At 71.6% G+C, this 21,513-nt stretch carries 19 protein-coding genes; 10 read left to right on the forward strand and 9 right to left on the reverse strand.

What is annotated here, in order from left to right:
* Window position 1: 1 nt before the first annotated feature.
* Window positions 2-865, reverse strand: a complete 864-nt coding sequence (gene grpE, locus KYK13_RS34955) for a nucleotide exchange factor GrpE (RefSeq protein ID WP_370645217.1) — start codon at window positions 863-865, stop codon at window positions 2-4.
* Window positions 866-957: 92 nt separating this feature from the next.
* A complete protein-coding gene (locus KYK13_RS34960) occupies window positions 958-1,470 on the reverse strand; it encodes a transcriptional regulator (RefSeq protein WP_223638785.1) in 513 nt (170 codons plus the stop codon).
* Between the two features lie 245 nt (window positions 1,471-1,715).
* Between KYK13_RS34960 and KYK13_RS34965 the strand changes: the two genes are divergently transcribed.
* Window positions 1,716-4,091 carry a lamin tail domain-containing protein gene (locus KYK13_RS34965; protein ID WP_223638787.1) on the forward strand — a complete coding sequence of 792 codons (2,376 nt, stop codon included), beginning with the start codon at window positions 1,716-1,718 and terminating at the stop codon, window positions 4,089-4,091.
* Between the two features lie 65 nt (window positions 4,092-4,156).
* Here the strand turns inward: KYK13_RS34965 and KYK13_RS34970 are convergent, their stop codons facing one another.
* Window positions 4,157-4,816, reverse strand: coding sequence for a porin family protein (locus KYK13_RS34970; RefSeq protein WP_223638789.1), 660 nt, complete (start codon window positions 4,814-4,816; stop codon window positions 4,157-4,159).
* Window positions 4,817-5,023: 207 nt separating this feature from the next.
* On the opposite strand from KYK13_RS34970, the gene KYK13_RS34975 reads away from it, so the two are divergent.
* The 9 genes from KYK13_RS34975 to KYK13_RS35015 all read left to right on the forward strand — a co-directional run bounded on the left by KYK13_RS34975 (window position 5,024) and on the right by KYK13_RS35015 (window position 15,526).
* The gene (locus KYK13_RS34975) at window positions 5,024-5,716 is read left to right on the forward strand and encodes a hypothetical protein (RefSeq protein WP_223638791.1); all 693 of its coding nucleotides are present in this window, start codon (window positions 5,024-5,026) and stop codon (window positions 5,714-5,716) included.
* A gap of 417 nt (window positions 5,717-6,133) precedes the next feature.
* Window positions 6,134-7,063: a DUF2381 family protein gene (locus KYK13_RS34980; protein WP_223638793.1), complete on the forward strand. Its 930-nt coding sequence runs from the start codon at window positions 6,134-6,136 to the stop codon at window positions 7,061-7,063.
* A complete protein-coding gene (locus tag KYK13_RS34985) occupies window positions 7,060-8,997 on the forward strand; it encodes a serine/threonine-protein kinase (RefSeq protein ID WP_223638795.1) in 1,938 nt (645 codons plus the stop codon). Before KYK13_RS34980 ends, KYK13_RS34985 begins: the two co-directional genes overlap by 4 nt.
* A gap of 30 nt (window positions 8,998-9,027) precedes the next feature.
* Window positions 9,028-9,306: a hypothetical protein gene (locus KYK13_RS34990; protein ID WP_223638797.1), complete on the forward strand. Its 279-nt coding sequence runs from the start codon at window positions 9,028-9,030 to the stop codon at window positions 9,304-9,306.
* A 257-nt stretch (window positions 9,307-9,563) separates the two neighbouring features.
* Window positions 9,564-10,235 (forward strand): RNA polymerase sigma factor, encoded by a 672-nt coding sequence (locus KYK13_RS34995; protein WP_255654098.1) that lies wholly within the window; start codon window positions 9,564-9,566, stop codon window positions 10,233-10,235.
* Window positions 10,232-11,014 (forward strand): hypothetical protein, encoded by a 783-nt coding sequence (locus KYK13_RS35000; RefSeq protein ID WP_223638801.1) that lies wholly within the window; start codon window positions 10,232-10,234, stop codon window positions 11,012-11,014. Before KYK13_RS34995 ends, KYK13_RS35000 begins: the two co-directional genes overlap by 4 nt.
* The gene (locus KYK13_RS35005) at window positions 11,011-12,741 is read left to right on the forward strand and encodes a caspase family protein (protein ID WP_223638802.1); all 1,731 of its coding nucleotides are present in this window, start codon (window positions 11,011-11,013) and stop codon (window positions 12,739-12,741) included. The genes KYK13_RS35000 and KYK13_RS35005 overlap by 4 nt, the downstream gene beginning before the upstream one ends.
* An 11-nt stretch (window positions 12,742-12,752) precedes the next feature.
* A complete protein-coding gene (locus KYK13_RS35010; RefSeq protein WP_223638804.1) occupies window positions 12,753-14,651 on the forward strand; it encodes a DUF6311 domain-containing protein in 1,899 nt (632 codons plus the stop codon).
* Between the two features lie 107 nt (window positions 14,652-14,758).
* Window positions 14,759-15,526, forward strand: coding sequence for a VOC family protein (locus KYK13_RS35015; protein ID WP_223638806.1), 768 nt, complete (start codon window positions 14,759-14,761; stop codon window positions 15,524-15,526).
* Window positions 15,527-15,552: 26 nt separating this feature from the next.
* On the opposite strand, the gene larC is transcribed toward KYK13_RS35015, so the two are convergent.
* The 6 genes from larC to KYK13_RS35045 all read right to left on the reverse strand — a co-directional run bounded on the left by larC (window position 15,553) and on the right by KYK13_RS35045 (window position 21,468).
* Window positions 15,553-16,719, reverse strand: coding sequence for a nickel pincer cofactor biosynthesis protein LarC (gene larC, locus KYK13_RS35020; RefSeq protein WP_223638808.1), 1,167 nt, complete (start codon window positions 16,717-16,719; stop codon window positions 15,553-15,555).
* A gap of 7 nt (window positions 16,720-16,726) precedes the next feature.
* Window positions 16,727-17,479 (reverse strand): nickel pincer cofactor biosynthesis protein LarB, encoded by a 753-nt coding sequence (gene larB / locus KYK13_RS35025; RefSeq protein WP_223638810.1) that lies wholly within the window; start codon window positions 17,477-17,479, stop codon window positions 16,727-16,729.
* Between the two features lie 44 nt (window positions 17,480-17,523).
* The gene (locus tag KYK13_RS35030) at window positions 17,524-18,114 is read right to left on the reverse strand and encodes a chemotaxis protein CheC (RefSeq protein ID WP_223638812.1); all 591 of its coding nucleotides are present in this window, start codon (window positions 18,112-18,114) and stop codon (window positions 17,524-17,526) included.
* The gene (locus KYK13_RS35035) at window positions 18,111-20,537 is read right to left on the reverse strand and encodes a chemotaxis protein CheA (protein WP_223638816.1); all 2,427 of its coding nucleotides are present in this window, start codon (window positions 20,535-20,537) and stop codon (window positions 18,111-18,113) included. Before KYK13_RS35035 ends, KYK13_RS35030 begins: the two co-directional genes overlap by 4 nt.
* Window positions 20,538-20,605: 68 nt before the next feature.
* Window positions 20,606-20,974, reverse strand: a complete 369-nt coding sequence (locus tag KYK13_RS35040; RefSeq protein ID WP_014400067.1) for a response regulator — start codon at window positions 20,972-20,974, stop codon at window positions 20,606-20,608.
* Window positions 20,975-21,045: 71 nt separating this feature from the next.
* Entirely contained in the window at window positions 21,046-21,468 is a 423-nt protein-coding gene (locus tag KYK13_RS35045) for a chemotaxis protein CheW (protein WP_223638819.1), read from the reverse strand.
* Window positions 21,469-21,513: the final 45 nt, after the last annotated feature.

A 21,513-nucleotide genomic window follows, 5' to 3' on the forward strand; every position in this document is an offset into this window, starting at 1 on the left:
GCTACTGACTCCCCCCGGAGGAACTGTCGGACGACGCGGACGGCTGGGTCGCGGCGCTGCTGCCTTCTTCAGAGGCCTTCGGTGCTTCCGCGCTGGCCGCGGGCGCGGCGGGCTCCGGAGGCGGGGCAGCGGCCTCCGGCGCGCGGGCGACGACGACCATGGCGGGGCGCGCCAGCCGGTCGTTGAGGTGGAAGCCGCGCGTCACCTCGTAGAGCACGTGGCCCGCCGGGACGTCCGCGGACTCCACCTGCTGGATGGCTTCGTGCAGGCGCGGGTCGAAGGGCTGCCCCTTGGCGGAGAAGCCCTTCACGCCATGGCGGGCGAGCGCGTCCTCGAAGGACTTGCGCGTCATGGCCACGCCCTTCTGGAAGCTGTCGAAGTCCGGGGACTTGCCGGCGGCATCGAGCGCGCGGTCCAGGTTGTCCACCACGGGGAGCAGGTCCTTGAGGAGCTTCTCCACGCCGAACCGCTGGACGTCCTCCTTCTCCTTCTGCGCGCGCTTCCGGTAGTTCTCCAGGTCCGCGGCGGAGCGGATGGCCCGGTCCTGGAAGTCCTTGGCGCGCTCGTGCGCTTCCTTGAGGCGCTCCAGCGTCTCGCGGGCCTTGGTCTGGCTGAAGTCCAGCTGCGCGCGCAGGGACTCCACCTCCTGGCGGAGCGCGGCCATGTCTTCAGTGGGGGAGGCGACCTCGGGGGTGGCGGCGTCCGCGTCGGCCGGGGCGGAGACGTCCAGCTCCACCTCCGTCTGCGCGCCGTCCGCGTCTCCATCCATCCGACGCTCGACGCTGCGAACCGCCTCGTCGATCACGTCCTGCCCGATGTCCGTCTGGATGCTGCCCTTGTCATTGGTACCCGACACGGCGCGCACTATCTCACGCGACGCGGAGCGATCCAACAGGACCTGGGACCCGGCGCGTGCCCGGCATGCGGGCAGGCGCGGGCTTCATGGGCAACGGAACTTCACGTCCCGGGCGCGGGTTTCTTGCGGCCCAAGGTTTTCTTGGAAGCTGATTTCTTCGTGGCCCGGGCGCCCTTGGCGGCGGCGGGGGCGCCGGCGGTCTTCTTGCGCCCGATGGACTTGTTGGCGGACTTGGAGGTGCCGGCGCTCTTCGCGCGGGCCGGGCGGCTGGGGGCGGCCTCCGCCTCCGGGGCGGCCTGGGAGGCCTTCTCCCTGGCGGCGGAAGGCGGGGGGGTGGCGGCGTCGGAGCCGAAGCCGGGCTTGAAGGCCTCCTCGACGGAGGTCTCCACGCGGCGCACGGCGGTCTCGATCTTCTCCGCGGCCGTCTTGGTGGTGGCGGCGGCCCAGGTGCGCAGCTGCACGAGGCCCTCCTTCACCTTGGCCTGCTTCTCCGGGTCCTTCACTTCCTTGAGGAGGCGCTCGGCCTCGCCGCGGAGGTCGTCCGTGGTGCGCTTGAGGTCTTCGCCGGTGCGCTTGAGGAAGTCCATCAACTGCCTGTCCCACTTCTCGGCCATGACGCGTCTCCTCCGTCGTCTGCTCGAACCATCCAACTGCACGTGTGGACCGCGCGCAAAGCCTTCCGCGCTGTCCGTGTAGGACGGCGGAGCGCGCCAACGATTGCCCTGCGGCAGTGCGTCAGGCGCCCCGCCGCAGTGCAAGAGGGGGTGACTCGCGACAGTCGGATGCAAGACACGTTATGGTGCCAGCCCTCTTCCGGGAAAGCCGCGTTGGGGCGGCCCGGTGCTGGAGCGTTCTTTCTATGTCGTCCCAGTCCCTCCGAGCGTTCGCGTCGCTCGTCGTCGTCACCTCCCTCGTCACGTTGGCGGCCTGTGGTGGCTCCGACGACCCCATGTCGGCGGGGCCGGTGCTGCCCCAGGTGACGCTGTCGGCGGCCACGGTGGGCGTGGCGTATGAGCAGGTGCTGACGGCGACGGGCGGCACGGCGCCGCTCACGTATTCGGTGGACCAGGTGCCGCCGGGCTTCTCCTTCTATGGGGACAGCGGGCGGCTGGTGGGGCCCGCGACGACGGCCGGCGAATGGACGCTGAAGGTGTCCGTGCGCGACGCGAAGGGCACCCAGAACACGCGGGGCTATGCGTTCAAGGTGTGGTCGGCGCCGGTCATCACCACGGCGTCTCCGCTGCCGGCCGTGAAGGAAGGCAGCGCCTACACCTTCACCTTCAGCGCCACGGGCGGCGCGCAGCCCCTGACCTGGTCGCAGGCGGGCGGGGCGATTGCGAATGGCCTGACGCTGTCGGAGGACGGGGTGCTGTCCGGCACGCCGCGGGGTCCGGCGCTGTATGAGTTCATCCTGCGGGTGAAGGATGCCAACGGCGCCCTCGCGGACGCGGTCATCCAACTGCCCGTGCAGACGTCGTCCGGGGAGCTGCCCGACGGCGGCCCGGTGACGGACGGCGGGACGACGGACGGTGGGACGAAGACGGACGGTGGCACCCCGACGGACGGCGGGACGAAGACGGACGGTGGCACCCCGACGGACGGCGGGACGGCGACCCTCAAGGTGGGCAACTGGAACATCGAGTGGTTCGGGGACCCGACGCCGGGCAACGGGCCCTCCGACGAGGCGCTGCAGCTGGCCAACGCGACAGCGGTCATCGCGGACGCGGGGCCGGACGTGCTGGGGGTGGCGGAGATCGTCGGCGTGGACGCGTTCAACTCGCTGAAGAGCGGGCTGTCCGGGTACAGCGGCCTGCTCGCCAGCGGTTCCTACTATGGCGCGTCGACCCAGAAGGTGGGCCTGCTCTACAAGACGGACGCGGTGCAGGTGGTGAGCTCGAACGTCGTGTTGACGGAGTGCGCGCTGGACTTCGCGTACCGCCCGCCCCTGCGCGTGGACCTGAAGGTCACGCGGAGCGCCGCGCCGGTGGACCTGACGGTGATGGTGCTGCACATGAAGGCGTACGCGGACTCGGATTCGTACGCGCGGCGCCAGGGCGCGGCGGCGTGCCTCAAGAACTACCTGGACACGTACCTGCCGACGCAGAACGTGATGGTGCTGGGCGACTGGAACGACGACGTGGACGCGTCCATCTACACGCCGTACGCGTCGCCCTACGAAGCCTTCGTGAAGGATCCCACGCACTACAAGTTCCTCACCCAGTCGCTGTCGGAGTCCGGGGCGCGCTCGACGGTGAGCAACAGCCAGTTCATCGACCATCAGCTGGTGACGAACGAGCTGGCGGCGTACCACGTGGCGAACTCCACGGAGGTGCTCAAGCCGGCCATCGCCAACTACAAGACCAGCACGTCGGACCACTACCCCATCTTCAGCAAGTTCAACTTCGGCACGGCCGCGGAGGCGCGCAGCGTGAGGCTCACCGCGCCCAACGGCGGCGAGACGCTGCAGGCGGGCAAGACGTTCAACATCACCTGGACGTCCAGCAACGTGACGCAGGTGGACCTCACGTACACGCTGGACGGGACCGTGTGGCGCCCGGTGGCGTCAGGCCTGACGGCGTCCACGGGCCGCTATGCGTGGACGGTGCCCAGCGAGTCCTCCACCTCCGCGCGGGTGCGTGTGGCGGACTCCACGCGCTCGGACGTGGCGGACGTGAGCGACGGGGCCTTCACGATGACGCGGCCGGTGCCGCAGGTGTTCATCAACGAGTACCTGCCGCAGCCCAACCCGCCGGCCTCGGGCGGGACGACGCCGGACTACGACCAGCAGTTCGTGGAGATCTACAACTCCGGCTCGACGGCGGTGGACCTGAGTGGCTGGAAGATCCACGACGCGTCGTCGTACCAAGCCGGGACGCCCCGGCACACGTTCGTGGCCGGCACGGTGCTGCCGGCGGGCAAGGGGTACGTGGTGTATTCCGGAGCGTCGGCGGTGCCGGCGGGAATGCCCTACGCGACGTTCGCCAACAACAACGGCTACGGGCTGCGCCTCGACCGGGGCCGCAACCAGTGGAACGGTACTTCCTACGGCGCAGGTGACATCGTGTACCTGGTACGGCCGGATGGCACGGTGCAAGACAGCCACTCGTACCAAGAACCAGGCGTGGACGTGTACCAGGGCTACTCGTTTAACCGTACTCCGGACCTGAGCGCCACGGGCTATATGGACACCTACTTCCCGACCCCGGGCCGCCGGGCGGACGGCAGCGCGTTCTGAGCGGGCTTCCCGCAGACTGCCCCCACGCCTCCTTCGCCGGAGACGTGAGGGCTTCGTGGCGGTGACTACAGCCGGAACTGCACGCGCACGCCCGGCTGGACCCAGACGTGGATGCGCTTCTCGTCGCTGGTGAGGTTGTCGCTGGTTTCAACGTCGCCCAGGCGGACCGCGCCCTCGCTGTACTGCCCCACGGACGCGGAGATGTAGGGCCCCACCGCGATGGAGCGGGTGAGGTGGAGGTCCAAGCCGAGGTGGGCGTGGGCCAGGTCATAACCCTCCAGCTTCAGCCACGTGTTCGAGGCGCCCCTGCCCGCCTCCAGCTTCCCGATTTCGTAGCCCACGCCCACGCCCACCCAGGGCCCGATGAAGCCATCCGGGAGGAAGTGGTAGTCCAGGTCGACGCCGACGCGCAGGACCGTGCTCGTGCAGGACGGGTTGTTCTCGCCGGAGCATGAGTCGTGCGGGCCCGACCCGATGCCGTACTGGAAGTAGCCGCCCAGCGAGAGCTGCCGGCTGAAGAACCAGGAGACGTCCACCTGCGGCGCCACGGTGGTGCCGAAGGTGTCGCGGAGCGAGGTGTCCCTGAAGGAGTCGCCCACGGGAATGCCAATGGCGCCGCGCACGCCCAGCGCGAGCCCGGACTTCTTGGGCTCCTGGGCCGCGGCCGGCAGGGCGCCCAGGAAGGAGGTCAGCGCCAGCGATGCGATGATGTGTCGAGCAGTCATGTCGTCCAGGGAGTTGAGCCGTCATCCGACGGCGTTGGGTGTTGGCGGCGCAACGCTCTGCAAGCCCGCGGCCAGGACCTCCCTGACGCTGGCGCCCCGGACTCCGAGTGCACTGGAGCGCGTGAATGGCCCTCAAACGCGACAGGAATGTCAGGTTCCCTGCCCAGGCACCGGCAGCGCGCGCCATGCGAAGGTCGCGGCCCCACCATGACCTCCGCCCTGCTGACCGAAGCGTCCGACGTCATCCGCTGGCTGCACGCCGAACGCGAGGCCCGTGGGCTGGCTCGCATTGAGCTGTCCGCGTCGTTGAAGCACCGGGGACAGGTCCTGGATGACACGTTGATCTTCACGGCGCCGGACGGAGCGCTGACGTTCGGTTCGCTGCCGGAGGCGCCGCGCGTCCAGGTGCAGGCGCTGATGCAGCGGCGTCACGCGTCCGCGCCGGAGCTGGGGGACATCGCGCTGTCCATCGTCTGTGACGCGCACGCGCCGCCGCGCATGCAGCTGACGGACGCGGCCACTCGGGAGCAGGACGCGAAGGAGCAGGCCCGGGCGGAGGCCCACTTCGATTCACGTCATTACGGACGGGCGCTGGCGCAGCGGGTGGCGGAGCTGCTGGACGCGGGGGCGGACCTGTCCATCACCGTGGATCCGCGCGAAGGCGTGTCCCGCGCGCTGTGGCGGTCCGGGGATGCCACGTACGCGTACGGCTTCCGGTACATCCAGGGAGACTCCAAGCCGAAGCAGACCTTCGCGTCACGGGAGGAGCTCATCCGCTGGCTCGCGGACCAGAGCGATGAATCCCTGGCGAAGGAGGGGTTCCCGGACGACCCGCGCATGTGGGGGAGCGCGACGTTCAACCGCGCGTTCTTCGCGCGGAAGACGGGACGGCGGTCGTAGGGACTTGCGCAAGTGAACATCTCCCTGCGCAAGCCACGCATGCGCTCGGGGCTTGTCGCATCGGCTGGCGGATGCGTCCGGCACGAGCCGACATGGCAAGGAGAGGTGCGGTGTCTGCATGACATCGGAACAGGGACTTGATGTCGCCGTCTTCATGGGACCGGCTGCCGGCCTTTGTACGCGGTAGAGGTCCCCACTGACAGCCCTGCTCCGCACACCGAAGCGCGGACGCCATCGCCCCCCTCCTGAAGCGCCTCCAGCCGGGAAAACGAGTGTCGAGTAGGTATTCCTCTCAAGGACTCTTGAGGTAGGCTGGTTTTTCCTCTCTCCAGCCGCTGCATCCAGGCTTGCCAGGCCCGTGGACTCTCTTGTGTGTCACCCCTATCTGTTAGGTTTGAAGGATGGAGGTGACCCGTGATGTCGCTGTCCGCTTCGGTCATTCCCCTGGTGCTGGCAGTCCTGCTGGGCACCACGGCGGTGGCGCAGTCCCGCACTCCCTTGGTCAGGGAGCGCAAGGCCCGGATGCTCACGCTGAGCGCGGAGGAACCGCCGGTGCTGCATCCCCTGCATGTCGCCGCCCATGAGGTGACCACCATCACCTTCGACGCGCCCATCGCTCCGGAGTCCGTGGACCGGCGCGTGCTCGCCCCCTTCTTCTCCCGAGTGGTGGTGCACGACGACGTGCTCGTCCTCAAGGCGTCCATGGATGTCCCCGCGGGCAGGGAGCCCGTGCTCACCGTGCGCTTCGCGGGGCCCGGTGCTCCCGTGCAGGTGGGGTTCGCGCTCACGACCGTGGAGGCGGAGGTGGATTCACAGGTGGAGGTGCTGCGGCAGGGGCGCACCGCGCAGGACCTGGGAAAGGAGCTCGCGGACCTGCGGGCCCGGTGCGCCGTCACCGAGGCGGGGCTCGCGACGCTGCGTGCGCAGTGCGCGCTCAGTGGACTGGGCGGCGCGGTGTTGACGGGGGCGATCACCCGGGAGGGTGTCTCCGTGGAGTATCTGCCGGCGCTTCCCGTGAGCATGGGCATCGCCGCCATCGGCCCGCACGTGCTCTACCGCGCGGCGAACACCCGGGCCCTGTCGACCTCGCTGCTCAACCCCGAGGGTTCAGCCCCCTGGGTCCCTGGCTTCGCCCGGATGACCCCACGCGGGCCCAATGCCCCTGGCATCCCGGTCCGAGAGCTTCCCCTGCTCATGCAGGTGAAGCAGCTGGCCCCCGGAGAGCGAGCGGCCGTGGTGGTGGAATGGCGTGAGCTTCAGGACCTGCCCGCGGGCACGGACTTCACCCTGGAGCTGCTCGACGCGAAGGGCGAGCGCGGCGTCCGCTGGGAACAGGTGGTGCCATGAGCCCCCATGAGACACCGCCCGGCGAGCACGCGGAGCTCACGCGTCACGCATCCACGAAACCCGTCCAGAAGGCTTTCAGCCCGGCCCATTCCTCCATGCGGCTGATGGTGGTGGATGCGCTTCCAGCTGGCACTCTCATTGGCTCCTGGCACGTCGTCCAGCGATTGGCGGCAGGGGGATACGGTGCGGTCTACGTCGTGCACGCGAAGGGTCGTCCTCGCGGCAGGCGGTATGCGCTGAAGCTCGCGCGCCAACCGGACAGCCCCTGGTTCTCACGTGAAGCGGAGGTGCTGTCCCGCTTGCGGCATCCGGGGGTGCCTCGCATCGTGGCCTCGGGCGATTGGCAGCCTGGCTCCGAGAACCACCCGTTCCTGGTCATGGAGCACGTGGAGGGTGAGCCGCTTTATGCGTGGGCTCGCGCCCGCAATCCCACGGCTCGGGAGGCGGGCGCATTGTTCATGCAGGCCGCGGAGATCCTGGCCTTCGCGCACCAGCGCGGCGTCCTGCACCGCGACTTCAAGGGAGACAACATCCTCGTCCAGCCCGCTGGACGCCTCACCTTGCTGGATTGGGGGGCGGGCTGGCATCCCGATGCGGCTCCCCTGACCGGAACAGGCCAGCTCCCTCCCGGCACGGCGCACTACGCCAGTCCACAACTCCACCCCTGGCGGATGGAAGCGCCTTCACGACAGGCCCAGGCATCGCCTCGCTACGGTGTGACGGATGAGCTGTACGCCGTGGGCGTCACCTTCCATCGCTTGCTGACGGATACCTATCCACCGCTCCCCCAGGCGGGAGAAAGGCCGGCACACGCATGGCTCAATCCGCGCGTGCCGGAGGCGCTGGCATCGCTCGTCACGCGTCTGCTCGCGTTCTCGCCCGACGCGCGGCCACCGAGCGCAGCCGCGCTGGCCTCCGAACTGCATCAGGCCCTGGCGCATGCGGATGCATCCTGGGACCTGCCCCTGTTCGACTGGGCCACACCGCCCTCCTCTTCCACACGCACGACACAGGAGGTGCCCGGGATGGCGGGGCCGGTGGCTCCGGGACAGGAGGTTCCACTCCAGCACGCACGCCTCCAGCGCCTGGACCGGGTCCAGCGCTTCCGCGATGCGCGCGGACTGCGTCGCCGGGTCCCCGCGCACGTCGCCCGGAAGGAAGCCCAGGCCATCCTCGCCGCGAGCACGAGGCTCCACCGACAGGCGCGCAAGGCCCTCTGGCGCCGGGGCGCCATGGTCGTCGCGTGCGTGCTGGCCATGGTGTGGCTGGGCTGGAGTCAGGGAGTCTTCTCGAACACCGACGTCGATGCGCCAGCGAGCCCCGCGCCGCCTCCCGTGGCGCGAGTGCCCGGGCCCGACCAAGCTGCCGCGTCCGGAGCGGCCCCTTCCTTCCCTGCGCCGCTTCCGCTGGAGAAGGAAGCCATGAGCATTCCCTTGAAGCAGGACCGCCCGGTTCGCAGCCGCTCGCTGGCGCGCGACTGCGCGTTGGCCGTCGGCGCGGCCTCGACCCTCCTCGCTTGCGCGGGTGCGCAGGTGGTGCCCAAGCCCCAACGCTGCCCCACGGAGGCCCTGGATGCGATGAAGGCGCTGAAGCTGCGGCGGGATGGAAAGGCGGCCATCACGCTCGACGTCCGCTATCCCTTCCGTCCGGATGCCCTGCTGACCACCGTGGGCGACGGAGACGTCGTCAGCGTCCTGGAGGAACAACACGGCCGGCTTCCGCAAGGGACCCTGGTCTACGGACGGCTGTGGACGGGGGGAGAGGAGGTCGTGGGCCGCTACACACGCGTGGAGACGCCTGACGGCCGCAGCTACCCGGTTTGCTTCGTCCTCGGGAACAGTGACGGCCGGTGGCCGAAAGCTCCGGGCTCCAAGCCCGGCGCTCCGCTCCTCCCTCGAAACGTGGGCTACACCGTGGTGGACGCGTTTCCGTAGACGCCATGCGCCTGCGGTAAGCCCCGGGGCATGAGCCACTTCCCGGCGCACGAAGCGCTCCGCTCCGTCGCGCTCTACCAACCCGGGCCCACCGAGGGCTGGCGCTACGCCGTCTCCACCCAGGCCGGCGGAACCCTGGACGGGAGGCTGCCCGGCAGCCTTCCCGCCACTTCGTTCGAGGAGGCCCGGGCCCGGATGGAACAGAAGCTGGCGGAGCCCTTCGGTCGCCCCGCCACGCTCCGTTGGAAGGAGACCTCGCCCGGGTGGTGGACGGGCGAAGCGATGGACGGGTCCGCCGGCCCAGCGTGAGTGCGGCCCGCGACGCTACGCAAGCAGGTCCAGCCGGGCCTTCACCGCGCAGGATTCGAACCCTCGGCCTTGGGCTCCGGAGGCCAACGCCCGGGTTCGCCCCCCCTGAGCCGGGCTCAAGAAAACGCGCGCCGTGCGTGTGACGAACGACCCGATTTTCGGGGTCATTTCGTATCTCATTTCCAGAAGGGGCCCGGCCGGGCGCCTCCAGGAGACACGGAGCCTTCCGCGTGCTGCCAGGAACAGAACGGTCCGTCTTGGAGGCGTTCCGCCGGGGTGACACCGCCGTGCTCACCCAGGTCTACCGGACCTATTCGCCCGAGGTGCTGCGCTACCTGTCCCGGCGCTTCGCCGTGCATTCGGAGACCGGCACGCGCTCCGTCGCGCTCACGCCCCTGGACCTGGACGCCGCGCACCAGGAGACCTTCGTGCGGGCCTTCCGCCCCCACATGCGCCAGGCCTACGACGGCGTGCGCCCCTACCTGGGCTTCCTGCTCAGCGTCGCCCGGTCCACCGCCATTGATTTGATGCGCGCCTCCGGCCGCGTGGCCCGGGAGGCCATCCCCCTGGAAGACGCGCCGGAGCTCACGCACGCCTCCACCGAGGGCAAGAGCCCGGAGGAAGAAGCGCTGGGCGCCGAGGTCCGCACCCTCGTGCGCCGCTTCCTGGAGGGCCTGCCCGACGAAGGGCGCGCGCTCGCGCAGCTGCGCTTCATGGACGGCCTGTCCCAGGAGTCCGCCGCCAACCAGCTGAAGCTCACCCGCGGCGAGCTGCGGGTGCGCGAACGCCGCCTGCGGTTGCAGTTCACCGAACACCTGAAGGACTCGGGGTGGTTGGACGGTGATGCCGTCCCGGGACGCCTCCAGCTGGGCGCCCTGCTGGCCACCCTGGCCCTGCTGTGCGCCATCCCATTCGGGAGCCTCCCATGAAGTGGTACGAACGCCATGTGGACGCGGGACTGACGCGCTGGTCGCTGGGAGAGCTGTCCGCCCCCGAATCCTCGCGGCTCCTGCGCCACGCCCACGCCTGCGCCCGCTGCGGCGCCCGCTACGACAAGTGGGCCCGCGCCCACCGCGTCCTCGAGTCCGGCCAGACGGACACCCCCACCGCCACGGAGCTGGAGACGCTCACCGCCGCGGGCCTGGACGCCGCCCTCAACGCCGCCGCGCCCCCGGACGCCGCCCCGGCCCGGTGGCCCACGCTGGCGGTGCTCGGCGCGACGCTCGCGGCCCTCTTCCTGGTCGTGAGGGTGACGCCCACCTCCGTGGGCCCCACCGCTCCCTCCGAACCCGAGTGGAGCCCGCGGGGGGCCGTGCATGACCCGGCCCCGCCGCTGGCCCAGCCCGTCCTGCGCGTCTTCTGCGCGGCGCCGGGCCAATCGCTGTTCGAACTGCGCCCCGGGACGGCGTGCCCGCCGGGCGCCACGCTGGCCTTCGCGGCGGGGGCCCGTCCTCCCTACACCCACGTCGCGGTGCGCGTGCGCGCCGGCGGCCACGAGGAGATCAACGGCCCCTTCCCCTTGAGCGGCAAGGCCGGCGAGGAGCACCCCCTGGAGCTGACGGTCGCGCTGCCCGCGGGGGCCGATATGGCGGAGGTCACCGCCACGTTCTCCGAGCACCCGGACCCCACCCTGGCGGCCTTGCGCGGCGAGGCGGCAGGGGGGGTGGTGGTGCTCAGGCAGGAGGTCCGGGTAAAGGATGCTCCATGAAGAAGCTGGAAGTCCTCCTGGGGGCGGCGCTGCTCTTCTCGGCGCCGGAGGCATTCGCGGACACGGTCCGGCGCGCGCTCGTCATTGCCCACAACGGCAGTGACGCTCCCGCGCTCCCGCCGCTTCGCTACGCGGACGACGACGGCGTCCTGTGGGCGGAGACGCTCCAGCGGCTGGGCGTGGAGACGACGCTGCTGGTGGATCCGGACGAGCCCACGCGCAAGGCCGGCAGCCTCGTGCTGCGGTCCGCGCAGCCGCCCACGCGCGCCGCCGTGGAGCAGGCCGTGAAGCGGCTGCAAGCGGCGGCCCTCGCGGACCACGCGGCGGGACACCAGACGGACGTGCTGATCATCTACGTGGGCCACGGCAACACGGACGACGCGGGCCGCGCCTACTTCACGCTCGCCGACGCGCGCCTCGACCGGACCAGCCTCTATTCGGAGGTCGTGGATCCGCTGGGCGCGGACTACGTGCACGTCATCGCGGACGCGTGCCGCGCCTCGGGGGTGGTGGGCAGCCGCGGCGGCACGCCGGACGCGGCGGTGCTGGCGGAGTTGCGCGGCGTCCTGGCGCGCGAACAGCTGGCGTCGCGCCCGAACGTGGGCGCCCTCTTCGCGGAGAGCGAGGACGGCGAGACGCACGAGTGGTCCCGCATCCGCGCGGGCGTCTTCAGCCACGTGGCCCGCTCCGGCCTGCTGGGTGGCGCGGACATCAACGGCGACGGGCAGGTGGAGTACAGCGAGCTGGCCGCGTTCGTGGCCGCCTCGCTGCACGGCGTGAAGGGCCTGCCCGCGCGCCTGTCCGTCAACGCCTTCGCGCCCACGGCCGCGCCTCGCCGCCCGCTGGTGGGACCCGCGCCGGAAGGGCCCCGGCTCACCTTCCCCGCCGGCTTCGAGTACGCGCGACTCTCCGTGGAGGACGCGGCCGGCCAGCGGCTGGTGGACCTGCGCCGGGCGCCGCAGCAGTGGACGCAGATCCTGCTGCCCCTGCGCGACGTGTACTGGGTGCGCGCGCCGGACGCGGAGGCGCGCGTGACGTTGGCGCAGCTGTCCAAGGGCATGCCCGAGCTGCGCCCGCGTGAGCTGCAGGAGCGCGGTCCCGCGGAGGAGGCGCTCCGCCGGGGCCTGTTCGCCGTGCCGCTGGACCGCTCCTTCTACGACGAGTACGTCGCCGCCGCGAGGCTGGTTCCGGTGGACTTCAGCACGCCCTTCCAGCCGCCCGTCATCGGCGGGGCGCGCCCGGCGCTGGCCGCCGCTCCGCCGCCCCACTGGACGTCCCGGCTGGAGCTGGGCCTGGGCGCGGGGCGCTCGCCGCTGGGGCTGGCGAGGTTCGCCGCCGGGCCCAGCCTGTCGTGGCGCACGCCGTCCTCGCTGGACCTGCTCTACTACGGCGTGCGCGGGGCGTACGGCGTGACGCCGCTCGCGGCCCGGGACGGCATCCGGCTGCACCGCCTCACGGTGGAGGGGCTGGTGGGGTTGGAGCATCCCGCGAACACACCGCTGTTCGCGGAAGCCGGGTTGGGCTGGGGCCTGCTGGGGCTGACGGCGCCGGGCTTCCGGCAGGCGGACCCCGCGATGCTCACCGGACACGTGGCCGCGGGCGTGACGGGGCGGCTCGCGGGCATGCGATTGCGGCTGTCCGCCCAGGTGGGCATGGACCGCGTCACCGCCAATGGCCGGACCGGCGTGGATCCGCAGTACGGCCTGGAAATCTCCCTGAGACGTTGACGGTCCTCCGCGTGTCCCGTTTCCTCCTCGCGCACACCGCGCTGCCGAGCGCCACCGTGGCCGCCTTCATGCTGGCGGGCTGCGCCCCCCCTGCACGGATGGGATTTCCAAACCGGGGGGCCCGCGCGACGCGCGCCACTGCCCGCGTTGAGCCCCGCGCGGGCAGCGGGCGGTTGCGGGGCACGGAAGCGGGCGCCTACAGTCGCCGCGCCTTGAGCGAGTCCGCCCCCTCCCCGAGTCCCCCGCTCCCCTCCACCTCCCACCGGGCCCTCGTCGTGGCGCGAGCGCTGGCGGTGCTCGGCGGGCTGGGCTGGTTCCTGTGGCTGGGCGGTGGGCCGGTGCTGCCGCCCACGCGCATCGACTGGATGATGCGCGAGGACTGGGCCGCGCACATCTTCGGCTGGCTCTTCTTCCGCAACGCGGACTGGGCGCTGCCCCTGGGCGCGGCGCCCAACCACTTCTATCCCTACGGCTCGTCGGTGGCGCTCACGGACGGCAACCCGTGGGTGGCGCTGCTGCTCAAGCCCCTCTCACCGCTGTTGCCCGTGGACTTCCAGTACACCGGGCCGTGGCTGGCCCTGTGCTACGCGCTGATGGGCTACTTCGGCGCGAGGCTGGTGGAGGTGGTGTCCCCGCGCCCGGTGCCCGTGGCGTTGGGCGGCGCGCTGCTGGCGCTGTCGCCGGTGATGGTGGCGCGGTTCGGCCACCCCACGCTGTGCGCGCACTGGCTGCTGCTGGCCCTGCTGTGGCTCAACCTGCGCGACCTCCCGGACGCGCGCGCCGCGACGCGGAGCCTGGGACTCGCCGCCCTCTTCAACGCCATCGCGTCGGGCACGCATCCGTACTGGGTGGCCATGTTGATGCCGCTGACGCTGACGCTCGGGGTGCGGCTCGTCTGGAGCCGGAAACTCGGCCCCGGGCGCGTCGCGGCCCTGTGCGCGGGCATCGCCGCGCTGGACGTGGGGCTGTTCGCCCTCTTCGGCTACTTCGGCGGCAGCGGGCTGGGCGCGGAGGGCTTCGGAGAGTTCTCCGCGGACCTGGCCACGCTGGTGAACCCCATGGGTTGGAGCCGCCTGTTGCCGGACCTGCCCGCCGCGCCCCGGCAGGGCGAGGGCTTCGGCTACCTGGGCGCGGGGGCGCTGCTGCTCGGGGTGGTGGCCGTGGTGAGCCTGTTCGTCCGCGGGCGCGAGGCGCGCGCGCTGGACTGGCGCCGGGTGCTCCCCGCGGCGGTGATGGTGCTGCTCATGGCGGTCTACGCGCTGTCGTCGCGCGTGACGTGGCTGGGCCAGCCGGTGGCGGACCTGGACGGGCTGTACGCGCCGCTGGTGAAGGCGACGAACGCGTTCCGCGCGTCCGGCCGCTTCGTCTGGCCGCTGCACTACCTGCTCTTCGCCGGCGCCGTGCTGGTGGTGGCGCGGCTGTGGCGCGGCGTGCCCGCGGTGGCCGTGGCCGCGCTCACGGTGGCGCTGGCGCTGCAGGTGTACGACGTGCGCGAGGAGAAGAGCGCCCTCTTCAAGCCCGTGCGCTTCCACCGCCTGACCTCCACGGACTGGGATGCGCTGAAAGGCCCCTACCAACACCTGGCCCTCTTCCCACCGCAGGTGCAGTGGGTGTGCCGCTATGACGAACCGCTGGTGAACGCGCTGGCGTATCAGGCATACCGGCTGAAGCTCACGTTCAACAGCGGCTACGCGTCGCGCACGCCTGCGGAGCTGGCCGCGGAGTGCAACGCATCGCTGCCCACGGGCGGACTGGACGCGAGCACCGCGTACGTGCTGCTGCCGCAGCATGTGCGCCCCTTCCTCGACGCGGGCGCACGCTGCGGTGTCGTGGAGGGCCTGCCGGTGTGCGTGGCGGGAGGCAACACGGATGCGTTCGCGCAGGGGCTCGCGCGTCAGCCCCTCCGCTGACGCGAAGCGACACTGAAAATCCTTTCAGTCCCCGCCGGATCCGCTGTTACCTTGCAGGTAGCCCGGGTTCCTCCGGGCGCACTTCGAGGGGAGCGACGATGCCTGCGATGACGGAGCACGCTGCGGGGACGGTGTCCTGGGTGGATCTGGCGGCCTGGGACCTGGAGAAGGCCCAGGACTTCTATGGGGCGCTGTTCGGCTGGACGTTCGACCCCAGCTCCAAGGAGAACGGCTACTACACGATGGCCCGCAAGAACGGCCAGCACGTGGCGGCGATGATGCCGCGCCCCAAGGACGCGCCGTTCCCTCCGGCGTGGAACACCTACTTCGCCGTGGAGAGCGTGGACCGCTCCGTCGCCCGGGTGAAGGAGCTGGGCGGTCAGGTGATGATGGAGCCCATGGACGTCATGGAGGCGGGACGCATGGCCTTCTGTACGGACACCACCGGCGCGGCCTTCGGCTTCTGGCAGCCGAACCTGTTCCCCGGCGCGGGGCTGGTGAACGAGCCCGGCGCCATGGCCTGGCATGAGGCCAAGTCGCGCGACGGCGCCAAGGCCGTGGCCTTCTACAAGGACCTCTTCGGGATGACGGCGGACAAGATGCCGGACGACCGGATGCAGTACTGGGTCGTGAAGAAGGACGGCCGTGAGACGGCGGGCGTGATGCAGATGGATGCCTCGACGCCCGCGAACGTGCCGCCCCACTGGATGACCACCTTCTCCGTGGCCAACACCGACGAGGCCGCCGCCACTGTCACCGCCAAGGGCGGCCAGGTGCTCATGCAGCCGTTCGACTCTCCCTACGGCCGCATCGCCATCGTCGCCGACCCGGGCGGCGCCACCTTCGGCATCATCACCCTGGCGCGGCCGGCGTAGTCGTCGTCCCGAGCTTCGGCCGAGCTTCAGGGCATGAGGGCCGCCATCGCGGCGGCCATCACCTGCTTCACCGGCACACCGGCCGCACGGGCCAGCCGGACGCAGTCGTCGAACTCCGGGTGCGCGTTGAGCACCCGGCCGTCGCGCAGGCCGCGCTTCACGCGGACCTGGCCCCACGGCGTCTCCACCTCCACGAAGTCGCGCTCCAGCGCGTGGCGCTCCACCCGGTGGTAGCGCACGCCCAGCGACGTGGACTCCTGCAACAGCGTGTCCACCACCGCCTCGCGCAGGCCGCCCTCCACCAGCGCGCCCAACAGGTGCGCGGGCCGGCCCTTCTTCATCACCACCGGGGACACCCACGCGTCCTTCGCGCCCACCTCCAGGAGCCGCTCCACCAGGTGCGCCAGCAGCTGCGGCGTGGCGTCATCCAGGTTCGCCTCCACCACCCACAGCCCTTCGGTGGCCTGCGTCTCCACGCGGCCCAGCGACGCGCGCAGCACGTTGGGCCGGTCGCGGAAGTCCTTCGTCCCCACGCCGTAGCCCACCTTCTCCACGATGAAGTCCGGCGGGTGGCCAATCTTCGTCAGCACCTTGAGCAGCGCCGCGCCCGTGGGCGTCGTCAGCTCGCCCACGCCCTCGAAGCGCACCGGCACGTCGCGCAGGAGCTCCAGCGTCGCGGGCACGGGGATGGGCATCTGGCCGTGCGCCACGCGGATGGTGCCGCTGCCCAGCGGCGGCGGCGCGGCGTGCACCTCCGGGTCGCCCAAGAGCTCCAGCACCACGGCGGCGCCGCAGATGTCCACGATGGAGTCCACCGCGCCCACTTCGTGGAAGTGGATTTCGTCGATGGAGACGCCGTGCACCTTGGCCTCGGCCTCGCCGATGGCGCGGAACACCGCCAGGGCCCGCGCCTTCGCGCGCTCCGGCAGCGTGGGCGCCGCTTCAATCAGCTGGCGGATGTCCGCGTAGGCGCGGTGCGGGTGCGCCTCCTTCGCGTCCAGCACCACGTCCAGGTGCGTGCCGCTGATGGCGTGGCGCACCGCGCGCGACACCGCCAGCTTCCAGCCCGGCACGTCGAGGCCGGACAGCGCCTGCGTCAGCGCGTCCGGCGACACGCCCAGGTCGATGCCCGCCGCCAGGAACATGTCCCCGGCGATGCCGCCCACCGGCTCCAGGTAGAGGATGCGTCGCATGGCTTCCTCAGCTCCGGCCCTTGGTGCGGGAGATGAGCGCCGCGTAGAAGCCGCCGCCAAACCCGTTGTCGATGTTCATCGTGGCCACGTTGGACGCGCACGAGTTCAGCATCGAGAGCAGCGCGGAGACGCCCTTCAGGTTCGCGCCGTAGCCCACCGACGTGGGCACCGCCACCACCGGGATGCCCACGAGGCCGCCGAGCGCGCTCGCGAGCGCTCCCTCCATTCCCGCCACCGCCACCGCGACGTGGCACTCCTGGATCTCTTCACGCCGGCGCAGGAGCCGGTGGATGCCCGCCACGCCCACGTCGTAGACGCGCCGCACCTCCGCGCCCATGGCCTCCGCGGTGATGGCCGCCTCTTCCGCCACGGGGAGGTCGCTGGTGCCGCCCGTCACCACCGCGACGCGGCCCGCCTTCACCTTGCGCTGGGGCAGGTGGAAGATGCGCGCCACCGGGTGGTACTGGCCCTTGGGGAAGCGCGCCACCAGGGCCTCCGCCTTCTCCGGCTGCAGCCGCGTCACCAGCACCGTCTGCTTGCGCTTCACCAGCGCGCCGACGATGCCCAGGATCTGCTCCACCGTCTTGGGCTCGCCCAGCACGACCTCCGGGAAGCCGAACCGCAGGTTGCGGTGCGTGTCCACCGTCGCGTAGCCCAGCTCCGCGTACGGCAGGTCCTTCAGCTTGCCCACCGCGTCGTCCAGGCTGACCTTGCCCGTCTTCACCTGGCCCAGCAGGGCCCTGAGCGCCTTCTCGTCCATGGGCGAGCGGTCTACCGCACCCGCCCCCGGTGCTCCAGGCGGACCTAGAGGCCCAGCCGGGACAGGAGCGCCTGGGCGCTCCCGCGCTCCAGCACCAGCAGCATCTGGCCGCCCAGGGGCGTGGGGCCCACGGCGGAGAAGCGCGCAGCCAGCACCACGCCCGGCCCCGGCTCCACGTCGCCCAGCACCCCGGCCAGCACCGGGCGCACGGGGCCGCGCTGGAGCCGCGGCACGGAGGGCAACAGCCGCCAGCCCGTCAGCCGCCCGATGGCGGACAGGCACGCGCTGGCGAGGATGTTCGCGGCCTCGGCCAGGGCGCTCTCGCGCTCCTCGGGGGAGGCGGGGTGGCCACTCAAGAGCGCGGACTCCAGCGCCTCCGCGTCCACGGACGGCAGCGCCAGGACCAGCGCGCCGCGCAGCTCGCCGGTCATGCCCAGGCTCACGGCGACAGCGGGCGCTTCGTCCGCGAAGAGCGCGGGGCCCTGGGCGGCGTCCGTGACGCGCACCTCGGGGACGGACAGGTCCACGCGGCCACCCACGAGCCGGGCCAGCGCGTTGGCGCCGTGTCCGCAGCCGATGTTGGCCACCTCGCGCAGGGCGTCGAGCTGCGCGTCACTGGGCAGGGGGGGGCTCACGCGGTCAGTAACCTCGGGACGTCCAGGATGAACACGGGACGGCCGCTGCCCAGGATGGTCACGCCGGACAATCCCGGCAGCAAGTCCAGGGGTCGGGACAAGGGTTTGAGCACGACTTCCTCCTGCCCCAGGAGGCGATCCACCGCCAGCGCCACCTTGCCGGTGCCCGCGTCGCCCTCCATCACCACGAAGGGCCGGAAGCCGGGCCTGGGCGACGCGGGCACCCCCAGGAGCGACTCCAGCGCGTGCACCGGCAACAGCCCGTTGCCGTGGGGCAGCAGCGCCGTCTCCCGGCTCTTGCTCAGGGACTGGGGATCCGCCTCCGTGGCGCCCACCACCTTGGCGATGGGCAGGCCGAACACCTCTTCGCCCACCTCCACCAGGAGCAGGTGCACCACGGCGACGGTGAGTGGCAGGCGCAGCGTGAAGACCGTGCCCCGGCCGCGCTCGCTGTCGATTTCGAGCGTGCCGCCCACGCTCTCCACCACGCGCTTCACCGCGTCCATGCCCACGCCGCGGCCGGAGATGTCGGTGATGTCCTTGGCGGTGGAGACGCCGGGCAGACATGACAGGAGGAACGCGTCGCGGTCCGCCATGCGCTGGGCGGCGTCCTCGCTGATGAGCCCGCGCTTGAGCGCCGCGGCCTTGAGCTTCGCGGGGTCCATGCCCCGGCCGTCGTCCTCGATGTCGATGATGACGCGGTCGCGCGCGCGGCGCACGGTGACGGTCACCCGGCCGCGCGGGGGCTTCTTCGCGACCGCCCGCTCGTCCGGGGACTCCAGGCCGTGGTCGATGCAGTTGCGCAAGAGGTGCAGCAGCGGATCCGCCAGCTCGTCGAGGATGGCGCGGTCGAGCTCGATTTCCGCGCCGGTGATGACCAGCTCCACCTCGCGCTCCTTGCGGCGGGCGAGGTCGCGCGCGGCGCGGGGCAGCCGGTCGGTGATGAGCGACAGCGGCGTCATGCGCGCGCTCATGACCTTGTCGTGCAGGTCCTTCACCAGCGTGTGCAGCCGGTAGACGCCCTCCTCCAGCGCGGGGCGCGTGTTCTCCGGCAGCACCTTGCCCACCTCGCGCAGGCGCGCGGTGGCGAGCATCAGCTCCCCCACCGTGTCGAGGAAGTAGTCGAGCAGCTCCGTGCGCACGCGCACCGTGCGCGAGCCCGCGTCGGCGGAGGCGCGCGCCGGGTCGGACGCGGGCGCGGCGACGGGGAGCGCGGGCGGCTCCGGGACGGCGGGCGCGACGGAGACGACCTCCACCTCGGCCACGTTGCGCAGGGCCGCCTGGATGCCGGCGTCACCCACGCCGGTCTCCACGTCCACCTGGATGTAGCCGTCCGGGATGCGGCCGGCCTTGAGCTCCTCCAGGGGCGGGCGCAGGTCCACGAGCGTGCCCAGCGTGGACAGCCGCTTGTGCACGAGGAACGCGCGCACACCCGGGACCTGGCAGGAGGGGGAGATGCGCAGGCGCACGGACCAGCGGGGAGCGCCGGCCTTGCCGTCCACGACGCTGGCCACGGCCTTGAGCCCCGACGCCAGCGCCACCACGGAGGCGGAAGCGTCGCTGTCCGGCACCACCGCCAGGGACCGGGCGACCGGGGCGCCGTAGAGGGCATCCGGACCGCTCAGGTCGCGCGGCGGCATCAGCGCCGCTGGCGGCATCACCGTCAGGGTGGAGGGCGGTGCCGCGCCGGAAGCGCTCGTGCCCGGGGCACTCGAGGGCGCGTCACCGCCGGCCGCTCCCAAGCCCGATGCACCGGCCGAAGGTTGCGAGCCCGCCACCCCCACGACAGGGGCGTCCGACGCACCGGCCCCCGGACCCGACGCCGAGCCGTCGGCCGCGCTGTCCGGAGTCCCCGCGCCCGACGCACCGGCTCCCGAGGCGCCAGCGGCGCCCCCCGGTGGCCCTGAACCCGAGGCCGGACCGGCGGAGCCGCCTGGCGTCCCCGAGGAGCCCGCGCCTCCCGAGCCCTCTCCCTCCCCTCCGGAGGACGGCTTGAGCGCGGTGACCTGGGCCACGCGGGTCGCGGCGGGGGCGTGGCCGGTGAGCGCCTGCACCCGGGCGCCCAGCTGCTTGAGCAGCGCTTCGGCCTGCTCCGGCTCGCGGTTGGACGCCACGGCGCGCACCTGGGCGGTGAGCGTGTCCGCGGCGTTGAGCAGCAGGTCCACCAGGTCCCGGTCCAGGAGCTTGCGGTCCTGCCGCACCGCATCCACCAGGTCCTCCACCCGGTGCGCCAGCATCGCGATGGGCTCGAAGCCCATGGACGACGCCATGCCCTTCACCGAGTGGGCGTGCCGGAACATCGAGTCCACGGTGCTGGCAGTGGCCTCGCGCTCCAATTCCACGAGGTCCCGCCCGAGCGCCTCCAGGTGCTCGGTGGCCTCCGAGATGAAGAGGCCCAGGTACCGGGACATGTCCATCGTCATGACCCGGCACCTCCTTCATACGCGCACAGGGCCGCGACCCGGGTGGGCGCGGCCCCTCGCGCGCCGATTCAGGCCTCGCCCAGCACCTTCTTGACCACCGCCAGCACGTCCTCCGCCCGGAACGGCTTGACGATGAAGTCCGAGGCACCCGCCTCGATGGCCTCCATCACCAGGCTCTCCTGCCCGAGCGCCGAGCACATGATGACGACCGCGCTGCTGTCGGCCTTGATGATTTCCCGCGTCGCCTCGATGCCGCTCTTGAACGGCATGACGATGTCCATCGTCGTGAGGTCCGGCTTCAACTCCTTGAACTTCTCCACGGCCTCCAGGCCGTTGGCCGCCTCACCGACGACCTCGAACCCTCCAGACGCAAAGATGTCCTTGATCATGTTGCGCATGAAGATGGCGTCGTCGACGACCAGCACCCGCTTAGCCATGTGAAGAACTCCGCCTCCGTTTCAGGCCTAGAGGGAGCGCACCCTATCACCGGCCGTTTCCAGGGGGCTACTCACTTGGAGGGAGTGAACAAGGCAACGACCGCCGCATCAAGTCCTTCCGGATCGAGCACGGTCACTCCCAGGCCACCCAGGCGGGCAACGCCGCGCACCGCGGGCATGGCCTTGCCCGGCGCCGCGCTCACGCGCTCCACCGCCTCGATGCCGTCCACGTCGGTGACCAGGAGCCCCAAGTCCCTGCGACCCCGGTCCAGTAGCACGACCCGGCACTGGGGCGTGGGACCTTCTGGCAGATGCAGGAGCTGCCGCAGCTCCACCACCGTCACCACCCGGCCCCTGAGGTTCATCACCCCGGTGATGGCCGCCGGGGCGCGAGGCACCCGCGTGTAGCGCTCCGGGGGCACGACGACCTCCCGGACGGCCGACAAGGGCAACCCGTAGCGTTCCTTCTCGACCCGGAAGATGACGTGCCGCACGGTGAAGGCCCTTGTGCCGCGAAGGCGGCGACAGGCGGGGGAACA

The organism is Corallococcus sp. EGB (assembly GCF_019968905.1).
In the GTDB taxonomy this organism is placed as follows: domain Bacteria; phylum Myxococcota; class Myxococcia; order Myxococcales; family Myxococcaceae; genus Corallococcus.